This window comes from Serratia sp. TSA_105.2, assembly GCF_052692115.1.
The window spans coordinates 1080207-1093895 of sequence record NZ_JBQZFT010000001.1 but is presented as its reverse complement, the minus strand read 5'-3'; the positions used below and the strand labels follow the sequence as shown (position 1 = coordinate 1093895).

Sequence of the window (13689 nt, the reverse complement as noted above, 5' to 3'; positions counted from 1 at the left end):
GTGAACACCATGAGTAACGTAAAGATTGAGAAGCCGCTCTCCGCCGATTCAACGGGCAAGGGAACGCTGTTCTCCGGGCTGAGCGGCAAAATGCCGAAGGATACCGGCATCTTCATCGTGATGATCGGCATCGCGCTGATCTTCGAAATCCTCGGCTGGTACATGCGCGATCAGTCATTCCTGCTGAACCCGAACCGCCTGCTGCTGATCGTGCTGCAGGTGGCGATCATCGGCATCATCGCGGTGGGCGTCACCCAGGTGATCATCACCACCGGCATCGATCTCTCCTCCGGCTCGCTGATTGCGCTGACTGCGGTAGTGGCGGCCAGCCTGGCGCAGACCTCGGACAGCATCTCGCCGATGTATCCGGGGCTGCTCGATCTGCCGGCGGCGATCCCGATCGGCGCGGGGATCGGGGTGGGCATCGTCTGCGGCTTTATCAACGGCTTCCTGATCACCCGCACCGGCATTCCGCCGTTTATCGCTACGCTGGGGATGATGGTGTCGGCGCGCGGCCTGGCGCAGTACTACACCAAGGGCAACCCGGTCAGCTTCCTGTCGGACGGCTTCACGTCAATCGGCCAGGGCGCGATGCCGGTGATCATCTTCCTGGTGATTGCGGTGATCTTCCATATCGCACTCAAGCACACCCGCTACGGCAAATACATCTACGCCATCGGCGGCAACATGACCTCGGCGCGGGTTTCCGGCATCAACGTCAATAAGTACCTGGTGACGGTTTACACCATCGCCGGCGGCCTGGCGGGGTTGGCGGGCGTGGTGCTGGCGGCGCGCGTCAGCAGCGGCCAGTCGAGCATGGGGATGTCCTACGAGCTGGACGCCATCGCCGCGGCGGTGATCGGCGGCAGCAGCCTGATGGGCGGCGTCGGGCGCATCACCGGCACGCTGATCGGCGCGGTGATCCTCGGCCTGATCAAAAGCGGCTTCACCTTTATCGGCGTCGATTCTTACATTCAGGACATCATCAAAGGCGTGATTATCGTCGCCGCCGTGTCGATCGACATGCGGCGCAACCGTAAAAAACACTGATTGCCGTGAATTGCCGCCGGCGCCAGGGTTGGCCGGCGGCGTTTTTTTACCGGGGGACACATCATGAATTACCTGAAAGGGTTGTGGCTGGCGGTGGCGCTGTGCGCGTCTACCCCGGCATGGGCGCAAACCATCGGCGTGTCGATGGCCTATTTCGACCAGAACTTCCTCACCATCATCCGCCAGGCGATCGACAAGGAGGCCAAGGCGCGCGGCATCACCGTGCAGTTTGAGGATGCGCGCGGCGACGTCGGCCGCCAGACCGATCAGGTGCAGAGCTTTATCAGCGCCGGGGTGGACGCGATTATCGTCGATCCGGTCAACTCGGCCAGCACGCCGGTGATGACCAAAATGGTGCAGGCCGCCGGCGTGCCGCTGGTGTACGTGAACCGCACGCCGGGCGACGCCAAACTGCCGCAGGGCGTGGTGTTCGTCGGCTCCGACGAGCGGGAATCCGGCACGCTGCAGATGGAAGAGCTGGCACGGCTGGCCGGCTATCAGGGCAACGTGGCGGTGATGATCGGCAACCTGACCGACGCCGGCGCGCTGCAGCGCACCAAAGACGTGGAGCAGGTGGTGAGCAAGTACCCGAAAATGAAGGTGGTGCAGAAGCAGAGCGCCAACTATTCACGCAGTGAAGGCATGGATCTGATGATGAACTGGCTGACCAACGGCGAAGCGATCGACATCGTCACCGCCAACAACGACGAGATGGCGATCGGCGCAATCATGGCGCTGCAGCAGGCGGGCAAGGCGGACAAGAAAGTGCTGATCGGCGGCATCGACGCTACGCCGGACGGCCTCAAGGCGCTGGCCTCCGGCAAGATGCAGGTCACGGTGTTCCAGGACGCGGTCGGCCAGGGCAAGGCCTCGGTCGATGTGGCGCAGCGTATGATCAACGGTGAAAAGCTCGAGCCGTATTACTGGATCCCGTTCGAGCTGGTGACACCGGCCACGATGCAGAAGTATGCGGCCAGGCCGTGAGTTAACCGTCAGATCCGCGTTGTCGGGGCGCTGCTTGCAGCGCCTTTTTTATTGGCGTCAGTTAGATGTCCGCTTGCGGCCAGCGTGGCGCCGAATCTTGCCTCACACTGAGGATCTTTAAACCGCGTGAGGATGAGCGATGAACGCATTAAACGGCAAGGTGGCGGTGATCGGCGGCGCCAGTTCGGGGATAGGCAAAGCAGCGGCGCTGCTGTTCGCCCGCCAGGGAGCTGCGCTGGTGTTGGGCGCGCGGCGCGAGCGGCTGTTGGCGGAGCTGGTGGAAGACATTCGGCGCGAGGGCGGCCGGGCGCTTGCGGTGGCGGGCGACGTCCGTGACGAAGCCTTCGCCGAACGGCTGACGGCGACGGCGGTCGATGAGTTCGGCGGGCTGGATATCGCCTTCAACAATGCCGGCACGCTGGGGCCGCTGGGACCGTCGCTGGCGTTGAGTGCCTCAGCGTGGCGCGACGTGTTGGAAACCAACCTGTCCAGCGCCTACTACGGCGCCAAATATCAAATCCCCGCCATGCTGGCGCGCGGCGCGGGCTCGGTGATTTTCACCTCCACCTTCGTCGGCCACACCGCGGCGTTTCCCGGTACGGCGGCCTATGCGGCCGGCAAGTCGGGGCTGATCGGCCTGACGCAGGCGCTGGCGGTGGAGTTCGGCGGGCGCGGCATTCGGGTGAACGCGCTGCTGCCGGGCGGCACCGATACGGCGATGGGCCGGCAGATGAGCAATACCCCGGAAGCCTTGGCACAGGTGGCCGACCTGCACGCGCTGAAGCGGCTGGCGATGCCGGAGGAGATCGCGCAGGCGGCGCTGTATTTGGCGACTGACGCTTCCTCATTCGTCACCGGCACCGCGATGCTGGTGGACGGCGGCGTATCCATCCAGCGCGGCTGAGGTTGCCATCGCCCGTGGCCGGGCGCCACGGGCATGCGGGGGAGGGTTACCAGCCTTTAACGGCGTCGCCCTTGTAGATGTCGGCGGCGCTGGCCGCCACTTCGTCGGTCTGATAGGCCTTGACCAGATCCTTCACTTTCTCGCTGTCTTTGTTGTCGATGCGGCTGGCGAAGATGTTGACGTACGGCGAGTTTTTGTCTTCGACAAACAGCCCGTCCTTGGCCGGCGACAGGCCGATCTGGCTGGAATAGTTGGTGTTGATGATCGCCAGCGTCACCTGTTGGTCGTCCAATGCGCGCGGCAGCTGCGGCGCTTCAATCTCGACGATCTTCAGCTTTTTCGGGTTGCCGACGATGTCCAGCGCGGTCGGCAGCAGGCCGACGCCGTCTTTCAGGGTGATCAGCCCCTGTTTTTGCAACAGCAGCAGCGAGCGGCCCAAGTTGGTCGGATCGTTCGGCACCGCCACCTGCGCGCCGTCCGGCAGCTGGCTGAGTGCGGTTATCTTCTTCGAATAGCCGGCGATCGGGTAGACGAAGGTGTTGCCTACCGCCGCCAGTTTGTAGCCGCGCTCCTGCATCTGTTTGTCCAGATACGGCTTGTGCTGGAAGGCGTTGATGTCCAGATCGCCGTTGTTCAGCGCTTCGTTCGGCAGCACGTAGTCGTTGAAGGTCACCACCTCCACGTCCAGATCGTATTTCTGCTTGGCGACCTTCTGCACCACTGCCCACAGCGACTGATCGATGCCGGCGCTGATGCCGACCTTGATGTGGTGATCGTCCTGTGCGGTTGGGCCGCAGGCGGTCAGCAGCAGCGTGCCGGCGGCGGCCAGCGCCAGGGTGAGGTTTTTCAGCGTAAATGTCATTTTCCCAGGGTCCTTGTCAACATTGCCTGCTAATTTTGGCGGGCAGAATAGTGGCAGTGACTGTAGGTAATCGCTGGGCTAAAACAAAATACTGATTCACTATGACTCATAGCGATTAGCTATGAGCGGCCGCCGCCTGGCGCGATGCGGATTGTTTTGACGGCGAATCGGCGGGCTTATTATGATAGCCGTTGGCCCGCGAGGGCAGACTGGGTACTGAAACGAAGGAAAAGACAATGCGATTGAACACTTGGAGCAAGGCGCTGCTGCCGCTGGTGGTGTTGGCCTGCGTCTCGGCGACTCAGGTTCGGGCGGCGGAGAGCGATACCGGGCCGATCCCCAAACAGCTGCTGGGCAACTGGCGCGTCAGTAAAATTGTGCCGACCCAGACCACCGGCTGCTGGGATCAACAGCAGGCGCAGAGCCTGATCGGCGGCAAAATCAGCTACAAAGCGGATGCGTTCAGCTGGAACGGCACGGCGCTGAAAAGCGAAGGGGCTACCGTCAGCACCGTAGAAGCGCAGGAGTTTGTCGAGGACAATTCCGGCAGCAGCTCCTACATCGATTTCCCGATGCTGGGCATCAGCACGCCGTCGGTCGAACGCGTGGCCATTCAGCACGCGGATACCGCCATCAAAGGCATCACCGATCAGGGCACCGATGGGGTGCCCGGCGATAACGTGCTGGTGAAAGACGCCAATACGCTGATCCTGTCGCTGTGCAACGTCTGGTTTGAGGCGCAGCGCGAGAAGTAATTTTGCCTTCAGCCCCGGCAACGGGGCTTTCCCACCGCTTTGCCACCCGTCATACGTGCGATTTCTGAACTAAAATTAACCATAACGATATGACCCCGGCGTGATATCGGAGCCTCGGCTCTACCGAGTCCATGACAGGAGGCGCTATGTGTTACCACCATATTGTCATCGCCACCGATCTGAGCGATGACGGCAAACGGCTGGTCGAAAAGGGGGCCCTGCTGGCGGAGGCGCTGCAGGCCAAACTCTCGCTGATCTATGTGGACGTTCACTACGACACCTACCACGCGGCGATCGGCTTTTCGGAGCGCAGCGATAACGGCGTGCCGTTCGAAGAGAAGATCCGCAAAGAGCTGGAGCCCACCACGCAAAACGTCAATTACCCGATCGCGGAAGTGATTATCGGGCGCGGCGGCTTCGTCGATGAACTGCGTACGGCAGTCGTGGATAAGAACATCGATCTGCTGGTGTTCGGCCATCACCACGATCTGTGGAGCAACCTGTTTTCTTCCACCCGCAATGCTATCAACCAGCTGAATATCGACGTGCTGGTGATCCCGATCCGTTCATAAACGCGGGCCACCGCCGGGCAACGATGGCGGTGGCCGCTGCGGCTTATTGCGTGAAGAAGTCGTTATACAGCATGTACAGGTGCGCCGCGCTCCAGGAGAAGTTCGGCGCGCCTTGCTGCTTGCCGGTGAGCGGGTTGTAGTTCTCGCGGATCGGCCCGTCGGCGACCAGGCCGTCGGCGTGGCGGAAGAAGGCCTGCGCCATCGCCACCGCATCGTCGCGATAGCCGTAGCGCTCCATGCCCTTGAGGCCGAAATACAGCTGATCGACCCACACGCGGCCGCGCCAGTAGATGTCCGCACCGAACGCCGGATTGGTCAGCGCCGCGGTGCCGAGCGGCACGTAGGTATTGAACTCGCGCGGATCCTTCATCACCCTGACCACCGCATCGGCGTGCGGCTGGCTGGCGGCGCCGTTGAACAGCGGCGACCAGCCTTCCGGCCCTTTGCCGCGTTCGACGATTGGTTTGCCGGCGCAGCCGTTGGCCAACGGCCGGCTTTCGATGCGGGTGTCATAGAAGAAGCCGCTTTGCTTGTCGAACATGCAGGTGTTGATGTAGGCCGCCAGCCGGTCGGCTTTGGCGCGGAAGGCGGCGGCTTCGGCGCCGCGGCCCAGAATATCGGCCATCTCCGCCAGGTAGCGGTTGTCGCTGTACATATAGCTGGCCTGATCCACCGACTCCTGCAGCAACGAATAGCCGAGCAGCGTGCCGTCCGGCGCACGGTTTTCGGCGAATTGAACCTGCCAGTCTTCGCGTTTGCCGCCCTGTGCCACGTAGCGCGCCAATTGATCCGGATCGATAAAGCCGAATACCGCCGCATCGTCGCGGCCCGACTCCCAGGAGGCGGCGGTCTGCGCCGGGATCTCGATGCTGTCGTACTGCCCCTCGCGCACGATGCGATCGTAATTGTCGAGGCCGGCCAGCGTTTGCTCGCGCTGCCCGCGTTTGACGGTAAACAACATGCGCCCGTCGGGGGTATTGTGCGCTTTGTCACGGGTGGCGCCGTACTCCGGCACGCCGTTGCCGTTGTGATCGCGGTTGCGCAGCCACCAGTCATGGTAGGCCACCAGCTTCGGGTACATCTCCGCCAGCCAGCCCTTATCGTCGGTGACGCGATACACCTCCATCACCGCCCAGGCCGCCAGGCTCGGCTTGGTGTTGCGCTCGTTCCAGTTGCCGCCGTCGCCGCCGCGCTCCGGGCTGGGGTTGTAGGCGATAAGGTCGGGCAGAAAACCGGCGTCCCACGGGCGCAGGGCGTCGCCCGGCCGGATCTGGAAGGCGAACACTGCGCGAATGTTGTCCTTGGCCACGTCCGGGTTGAAGTGCGCCATGGCGTAGGCCTGTTTCCAGGTGTCCCACGGCCAGGTTTGGTTGCCGGAGAACCAGCGCCCGGTCACCGACGGGGTGACCGAGTCGAACTTCATCGCCCCGGCTGCGCCGCGCCAGTTGCCGTTCAGCGTTTCCATCGCTTTGACCGCCACGCGGGTTTGTTCCGGCGTGGCGTGCGGGTTGCTGAGCCCAGTGGCGAGATAGCGTTCCCAGCGCTGGGCCGACGCGGCCATATAGCGCTGCGGGTGAGCGAGGATATCGGCGATAGCGCGCTGTTCGCGCTGCGCTTCTTCGACGGTGAGCAGGTGCGAGTAGGTGGTGTACAGGGTGGTGGAACCGGCGATGCGCGCCGTGGCGCGGAAGCGGTGGCCGTCGACCGTGGTGCGCTGCGGCAGTGATTTGTGGATCTGATACTCGGACTGGCCGGAGGTCATCAGCTGCGACGGCGCGCGCACCTTGCCGAAGGTGACGCGCAGGCCGTCAGCCGTCGGCACAATGCGGCGCGTGTAGTCCGGAAACGCCTGCTCGAGGGTCGCCGGCGGCTGCGGTTTTTGCTCTTTGGCCGCGTAGCGCTCCAGCAATTCACCGTCCCACACCAGCTCCAGCGGCGTGTCGGTCAGGATTTGGGTTTCCAGCAGCGAGGTGCGCGCAGCGGCGAAGCGCAGCGTCAGGTTGACGGTCACGCCTGGCGCGCTGAGCCGCTGCACCAGGGCGCCGGGCAGGCTGTAGGCCGTCATGGTGAAATGCACCGGTTTACCGTCTCGATAGACGCTGAGCCGATCGAAATTGTTGGCCATAAAGTTGATGTACTCTTCGGTCAGCAGCGCCGGGCCGGGGAAACCGCCCATGCCTTCCGGCCCGCTCGGCAACAGGTGGCCGTGCCAGGCGCCGAGATCGAAGAACGGATTGAAGCGCTGGTGATCGTCGAAATCGTAATCGAGCATAAAGTGCGGCGCGCCGCGGCGGTCGATGACGTTTTTATAGCGCTCCACCAACGGGGCGTCGGCGTCGGGCGTTTTCGGCGCACAGCCCGTCAGCGCCAACGCGAGGGTGAGGGCAGTGGCCAGCGGTGTCAGGGGAGTCATATTCATCGTAGAAGCCTCAACGGTTACCAATAGAAATATTGCATCAGAAACACCGAGTTGCTGGCGCCGGTGCTGTCGTTGCGCATGAAGAATTTGCTGTCCAGCGCGGTGGCCAGTTTGCCGCCGGCGTATTCGTACCAGACGCCGAACTGGGCGTATGAGGTGGCGGTATCCGCCGCGCGATCAAACCGGTGGCGGGCGTAGCTGTAGGCGGTGGAGAGATACAGCCCTTTGGCGGTTTCCGTCATCGCGCTGAGCATCAGGCCCGATTCGCTGCCGGGATGGCCGCCGCTGTCGCCTTTGCCGGTGTGGTGCCAGACGCGGCCGGCCAGGTGCTTGCCGCGCAGCCCCAACAGAAACAGCTCCCCCAGGCCGTCGGTCACTTCCAGGCCGTTCAGCAGCGTCAGATTGTCCTGCAGGTCGTACTGGGTGTAGCCGTTGACCATCGCCCGATAGGTATACTTGTCGGAATAGCGGTCGTATTTACCGAAGTGCAGCAGCGCCTTGCTCTCGTCGATGCGGCTTTCCGGCGCCGCCGTCACGCTGTAGCGAAAGCGCCCGGTCAGGTTTTGCAGCTTGGCGGCGTAGCTGAGATCGCGGGTATTGGGGATCATGTAGCCATACTCCGGCGTGAAGTCGCCCCACCATTGCAGATCGTCGAGCGACGAATCGTTGCGTACGCTGAGCATCATCTCGGTGCCGTCGTCGGTGCGGTAACCGCCGTAAAAGCGGTTCAACCCACCCTCGAAGCCGCCCCAGCTGTGGCCCGGCGTCCAGGCGTGGCCCTGGCTGTCCGCCTGCACAGTCCAGCCTTCGCCGTAAATCAGCCCGAACCAGTGGCCCCGCTTGATCTCCAGGCCACCTTCGATATAGGTGCCGTCGCTGTATTGATGCTGATGTTCGCCGTTAAAATAGACGCTGCCGCCGATGCCGAGCTCGCCGTAAAAACGCAGGGCGGTCGCGGCGCTATCGGGTAGCGGCGGCGGTGGGAGCTGATTGCGCTCCGCCGGGGTCACCGGTTCCTGCGCCGCCCAGGCAGGCGCGTTAACGAGCAGCAGCAAGGGCAACAGGGCGTGATGGCTTAGTGGTTTCATGGGGCATAGGCCTGATGTTGGGTGGATCGGAACGTCAGCCGAGCGGCGGCTCACGCGAGGTCGCTCCCGGATCCCTGGGAGAAGAGAAAAAGTCCGCCTTCACGGGGCGGTAAACGGCAGGTATATTAGTAAAATATTTAGTAAAAAATATGCTTTAATCAGTAAATCGTTAACTTGATCACAGCGAGTGAAATGAGTATCTTTCGCTGCAGGCGCCCGGCAACGGCTGGCATGAGCGTGCTCTGGCCCGGTCTGGCAAGGAGAGGAGGCGGGCGGCGCTGTACGCCGCGGCGCTATCCGTTTAAGCTACCGTTTTTCGTCTGTGCATTGGGACTCTATGGCCACACTGAAGGAAATTGCTGAAGCCGCTAATGTGTCCGTCGCCACCGTTTCGCGCGTGTTGAATGACGACCCCACCCTGAGCGTGAAGGCGCAAACCCGCCAGAAGATCCTGGAAGCGGCGGAGCGCCTCGAATACAAGGTTGCACCTTCCAAACGGCAAAGCGGGCAACGCCTGCATTTCGCCGCGCTGTTCACCTATACGCAGGGCGTGGAGATCAACGATCCCTATTACCTGGCGATGCGCTACGGCATCGAAACGCAGTGCGAAAAGCTGGGCGTGGCGCTGAGCGCCGGCTACGACTTCAACGGCGACAAGGCGCTGCCGGCGGCCGACGGCCTGCTGGTGATCGGCCGGCCACAGCCCGCGCTGTATGAGCAGCTCAGGCAGCAGGAAACGCCGGTCGTATTCATCGACGGCGTGGTGGAGGATGAGCGGTTCGACTGCGTCAATGTTGACCTGTACAAAATCAGCCGCAAGGTGATCGACTACTTCATCGGCCGCGGCTATCAGCGCATCGGCTTTATCGGCGGGCGCGACGATCCGGCCGGTATCGACCAGCGCGAGCAGGCGTTCGTCGAGTATGGCCGGCAGCAAAACGTGGTGCGAGCGCAGGACATTTACCACGGCGATTTCAGCAGCCAGTCGGGCTACCAGTGCGCCAAAGCGATGTTGCAGAGCAAGAATGGCTATCCGCCGGCGCTGCTGGTGGCGACCGATTCGATCGCGATCGGCGTGCTGCGCGCGCTGCACGAACACGGCATTCAGGTGCCGGGGCAGATCGCGCTGATCAGCGTCAACGACATTCCCACCGCCCGCTTTATTTTCCCCGCCTTGTCCACGGTGCGCATCCCTTCGGAAACCATGGGCGCACAGGCCGTCAACCTGCTGGTGGAGCGCCTGCGCGATGAGCGCACCGTCCCGCTGTCGATCTTCGTTCCCAGCTCGCTGCAGCTGCGCGACACCACCGTCGCCTGACCGACCCCCGCCTCGGCGGGGCGTTGCGTTGGCGCCCAAAATTAACGTCATGATAAAAAAAGGCATTTGAGATTTATTGTGATCCTGTCGTCATTTGGTAAATATCAACTGTAGTTTTTACTAAATATTTACTATCGTTTCCGCATTGCACAGGTGTCGGGAGACGTGACGTGAATAATTGGGAAAACATTGAAAAACAGTCGGAGCACCGGTTGGCGCCGCGCGCGAGCTTCTTCAGCTACGCGGACGTCGGGCAGGCGCTGAGCTTCGATCGTAACGCCAGCCGGCGCTTCCAACTGCTGAGCGGCCGCTGGCGTTTTCGCTTCTTCGAGCACCCGGCGCAGGTGCCGGCGGCGTTTTACCGGGAGCCGATGAACGACTGGGGCGATATGGCGGTGCCGGGCATGTGGCAGTTGGAAGGGCACGGCCACCTGCAGTACACCGACGAGGGCTTCCCGTTCCCGATCGACGTGCCTTACGTGCCGACCAACAACCCCACCGGCGCCTATCAACGCCCCTTTACGCTCGACGCCGGCTGGCAAGATCAGCAGGTGCTGATCAAATTCGACGGCGTGGAAACCTACTTCGAGGTGTACGTTAACGGCGACTATGTCGGCTTCAGCAAGGGCAGCCGGCTGTGCGCCGAGTTCGACATCAGCCCCTATGTGCGGCAGGGCGAGAACCTGCTGTCGGTGCGGGTGATGCAGTGGGCCGATTCCACCTACATCGAAGATCAGGACATGTGGTGGATGGCCGGCATCTTCCGCGACGTCTATCTGATCGGCCAGAGCGCCACTCACCTTCACGACCTGACGCTGGTCACCACCTTTGATGAGCGCTATTGCGACGCGCAGTTGGCGATCGATGCCGAGCTGCGCCATCTCGGTGTGCAGGCCGCCGAGGGCTGCCGCCTGCAGGCGCAGCTGTTCGACGGCAATCGCTGCGTGGCGGAGCAGTGGCGCGACGATCTGCACATCGAGCAGGCGCTGAGCTGCCGTTTCGAACTGCCGGTCAGCCGCCCGCAGCAGTGGAATGCGGAAAATCCCTATCTGTATCAGCTGTTGCTCAGCCTGTATGACGGCGCCGGCAACCTGCTGGGCGTGGTGCCGCAGCGGGTGGGTTTCCGCGAGATCGCGGTGCGCGACGGGCTGATGTACGTCAACGGGCACTACCTCAAGCTGCACGGCGTTAACCGCCACGATCACGATCACCGCAAAGGGCGCGCCGTCGATATGGCGCGGGTGGAGCGCGATATCGTGCTGATGAAGCAGCACAACATCAACTCGGTGCGCACCGCCCATTACCCCAACGATCCGCGCTTTTACGAGCTGTGCGATCTCTATGGCCTGTTCGTGATGGCGGAGACCGATCTGGAAAGCCACGGCTTCGCCAACGTCGGCGATCTGAGCCGCATCACCGACGATCCGCGCTGGGAGCAGGCCTACGTCGAGCGCATCGAGCGCCACGTGGCGGCACAGAAAAACCACCCGTCGATCATCATCTGGTCGCTGGGCAACGAGTCCGGCTACGGCTGCAACATTCGCGCCATGGCCCGGCGCTGCAAGGCGCTCGATCCGACCCGTCTGATCCACTATGAAGAAGATCGCGACGCCGAAGTGACCGACGTGATCAGCACCATGTATTCCCGCGTGGCGATGATGAACGCCTTCGGCGAATACCCGCACCCCAAACCGCGCATCCTGTGCGAGTACGCCCACGCGATGGGCAATGGCCCCGGCGGGCTGTTCGAATACCAGTCGGTGTTCAACCGCCACGCCAGTTTGCAGGGGCACTATATCTGGGAATGGTGCGATCACGGCCTGCTGAGCCACGACGAGCAGGGGCGCGAGCGCTACCAGTACGGCGGCGATTACGGCGACTACCCGAACAACTACAACTTCTGCATGGACGGCCTGATCTATCCGGACCAGCGCCCCGGCCCCGGCCTGCGGGAATACCAGCAGGTGCTGTGCCCGGTGGAGGTGACGGCGGAAGAGGGCGCGGGTGACGTGCTGCGGGTGAAAAACCGCTATTGGTTCAGCTCGCTGGCGGACATCACGCTGAAGGTCAGCGTCAAGACCGACGGCCGCCAGGTGGCAAGTTACGAATTCAAGCTGCCGCATCTGCAGCCGGGCGAGAGCGAAGACATGCATCTGCCGGTGTTGGCGCTGGGGCAGGGGGAAACGCTGATCGACGTAGCGGTGCATAAGGACAGCGCCACCCGCTACAGCGAGAGTGGCCAGCGGCTGGGGCATTACCAGCATCTGCGCCAGGCGGCGACGCGGCGACCGGCTGCACCGCTGGCCGATGCGCCGGCGCTGCAATGCCGCGAGGAAAATCATCAGCTGCTCGTCAGCGGCGGCCGGTTCCAGCTGGCGTTCTCGCTGCTGAGCGGCGAACTGCTGTCGTGGCGGGTAGACGATGAAGAAATGGTGGGGCGCGCGCCGCGCATCACCTTCTTCAAACCGATAATCGATAACCATAAACAGGAATATGAGGGGATTTGGCTGCCACAACATTTCCCCATCATGCAGCAGCACTTCCGCCGCCTCAGCCGGCAATGGCAGGGCGAAGATCTGCTGCTCGAGGTGCACAGCCTGATTGCGCCGCCGGTGTTCGACTTCGGCATGCGCTGCACCTACCGCTGGCGCATCTCCCCGCAGGGCTACGTCAGCCTGGATCTGTCCGGTGAGCCTTACGGCGATTTCCGGCAGATTATCCCGAAAATCGGTCTCGATTTCGGCATCAGTCGCCGCTTCGAGCAGGTGGAATACTACGGCCGCGGGCCGGGCGAGAACTACCGCGACAGCTGCCGGGCCAACCTCATCGGCCACTACCGGCAGCGCGCCGAGGCGCTGTTCGAACACTATCCGTTCCCGCAGGACAACGGCAACCGGCAGGACGTGCGCTGGCTGAGCCTGCAGGACGCGGCGGGCAAGGGGATCTTCATCCAGCCGCGGCGGCCGATCAATTTCAGCCTGTGGCCTTACAGCGCCGAGATGCTGCACCAGGCCCAACACATTAACGAGCTGGAGCCGAGCGACTGCCTGACGCTGAACCTGGACGACCAGATCCTCGGTCTCGGCTCCAACTCCTGGGGCTCCGAAGTGCTGGATACCCACCGGGTCTATCTGGCGCCGTTCAGCTACGGCTTCACGCTGGTGCCGTTCGACGGGCGGCAAACGCAGGGCGCCGCGCTCGCCGGTTATGACTTCGCGCCCGCTCATCATCACCCGCAGTCTGCGGAGGAAAACGCATGATCATTCTCGAATCCCTGGCGGAGTTCCAGCGCATTTATCACAGCGGCAAGAAGTGGCTGCGCTGCATGGAAGCGATCGCCAATGTCGAGCGCATCAGCCCAAACGTGTGCCATTCGATCGGCGACTCGCTGACGTATAGGCTGAGCGTCGGCGCCGGCCGCCAGCACGGCTGGCTGGAGGGCAACCGCCGTTACTTCGATGTGCACTATTACCTCGACGGGGAAGAGACCGTCGAGGTCGCCGACAAACGGGCGCTAACGACGGTGGCGCCCTATCAGGACGAAACCGACCGCGAGTTTTTCAGCGGCGAAGGCGAGAGTCGCCGGGTCGGCAAAGGCAACGTGGTGATCTTCGAAAACCACCAGGCTCACCGCTTCGCAGAAAGCGGCAAGGTAAAAAAAGTCATTTTAAAAGTGACGGTGGAAGACAGCTATTTCGTCAATAAATAGCGCGCTCGCCGATCGATAACAACAAACC

At 62.6% G+C, this 13689-nt stretch carries 11 protein-coding genes; 8 read left to right on the top strand and 3 right to left on the bottom strand.

What is annotated here, in order from left to right:
• Nucleotides 1–9 precede the first annotated feature (9 nt).
• The 3 genes from ACUTSC_RS05020 (at nucleotide 10) to ACUTSC_RS05010 (ending at nucleotide 2938) form a co-directional block, all read left to right on the top strand.
• Nucleotides 10–1050: an ABC transporter permease gene (locus ACUTSC_RS05020; protein WP_025160279.1), complete on the top strand. Its 1041-nt coding sequence runs from the start codon at nucleotides 10–12 to the stop codon at nucleotides 1048–1050.
• 63 nt (nucleotides 1051–1113) lie between these two features.
• Nucleotides 1114–2034, top strand: coding sequence for a substrate-binding domain-containing protein (locus ACUTSC_RS05015; RefSeq protein ID WP_197772922.1), 921 nt, complete (start codon nucleotides 1114–1116; stop codon nucleotides 2032–2034).
• Between the two features lie 139 nt (nucleotides 2035–2173).
• Nucleotides 2174–2938, top strand: a complete 765-nt coding sequence (locus ACUTSC_RS05010; RefSeq protein ID WP_197767627.1) for an SDR family oxidoreductase — start codon at nucleotides 2174–2176, stop codon at nucleotides 2936–2938.
• 46 nt (nucleotides 2939–2984) lie between these two features.
• Here ACUTSC_RS05010 and metQ read toward each other — a convergent pair whose 3' ends face one another.
• Nucleotides 2985–3800 (bottom strand): methionine ABC transporter substrate-binding lipoprotein MetQ, encoded by an 816-nt coding sequence (metQ, locus tag ACUTSC_RS05005; RefSeq protein WP_197772923.1) that lies wholly within the window; start codon nucleotides 3798–3800, stop codon nucleotides 2985–2987.
• 236 nt (nucleotides 3801–4036) lie between these two features.
• On the opposite strand from metQ, the gene ACUTSC_RS05000 reads away from it, so the two are divergent.
• Both ACUTSC_RS05000 and ACUTSC_RS04995 read left to right on the top strand, forming a co-directional pair.
• A complete protein-coding gene (locus ACUTSC_RS05000) occupies nucleotides 4037–4555 on the top strand; it encodes a hypothetical protein (protein ID WP_049202527.1) in 519 nt (172 codons plus the stop codon).
• A gap of 146 nt (nucleotides 4556–4701) precedes the next feature.
• Entirely contained in the window at nucleotides 4702–5127 is a 426-nt protein-coding gene (locus tag ACUTSC_RS04995) for a universal stress protein (protein ID WP_049204172.1), read from the top strand.
• A gap of 43 nt (nucleotides 5128–5170) precedes the next feature.
• Here the strand turns inward: ACUTSC_RS04995 and ygjK are convergent, their stop codons facing one another.
• On the bottom strand, nucleotides 5171–7546 hold the full coding sequence (gene ygjK / locus ACUTSC_RS04990; RefSeq protein WP_443003415.1) for an alpha-glucosidase: 2376 nt from the start codon (nucleotides 7544–7546) through the stop codon (nucleotides 5171–5173).
• Between the two features lie 17 nt (nucleotides 7547–7563).
• A complete protein-coding gene (gene ygjJ / locus ACUTSC_RS04985) occupies nucleotides 7564–8634 on the bottom strand; it encodes a protein YgjJ (RefSeq protein WP_445653122.1) in 1071 nt (356 codons plus the stop codon).
• A gap of 337 nt (nucleotides 8635–8971) precedes the next feature.
• Between ygjJ and ebgR the strand changes: the two genes are divergently transcribed.
• The 3 genes from ebgR (at nucleotide 8972) to ACUTSC_RS04970 (ending at nucleotide 13661) form a co-directional block, all read left to right on the top strand.
• Nucleotides 8972–9952 carry a transcriptional regulator EbgR gene (gene ebgR, locus ACUTSC_RS04980; protein ID WP_197767631.1) on the top strand — a complete coding sequence of 327 codons (981 nt, stop codon included), beginning with the start codon at nucleotides 8972–8974 and terminating at the stop codon, nucleotides 9950–9952.
• Nucleotides 9953–10122: 170 nt separating this feature from the next.
• Nucleotides 10123–13212: a beta-galactosidase subunit alpha gene (gene ebgA, locus ACUTSC_RS04975; protein WP_445653121.1), complete on the top strand. Its 3090-nt coding sequence runs from the start codon at nucleotides 10123–10125 to the stop codon at nucleotides 13210–13212.
• On the top strand, nucleotides 13209–13661 hold the full coding sequence (locus ACUTSC_RS04970) for a beta-galactosidase subunit beta (RefSeq protein WP_197772927.1): 453 nt from the start codon (nucleotides 13209–13211) through the stop codon (nucleotides 13659–13661). The genes ebgA and ACUTSC_RS04970 overlap by 4 nt, the downstream gene beginning before the upstream one ends.
• The last annotated feature ends 28 nt before the right edge of the window (nucleotides 13662–13689 follow it).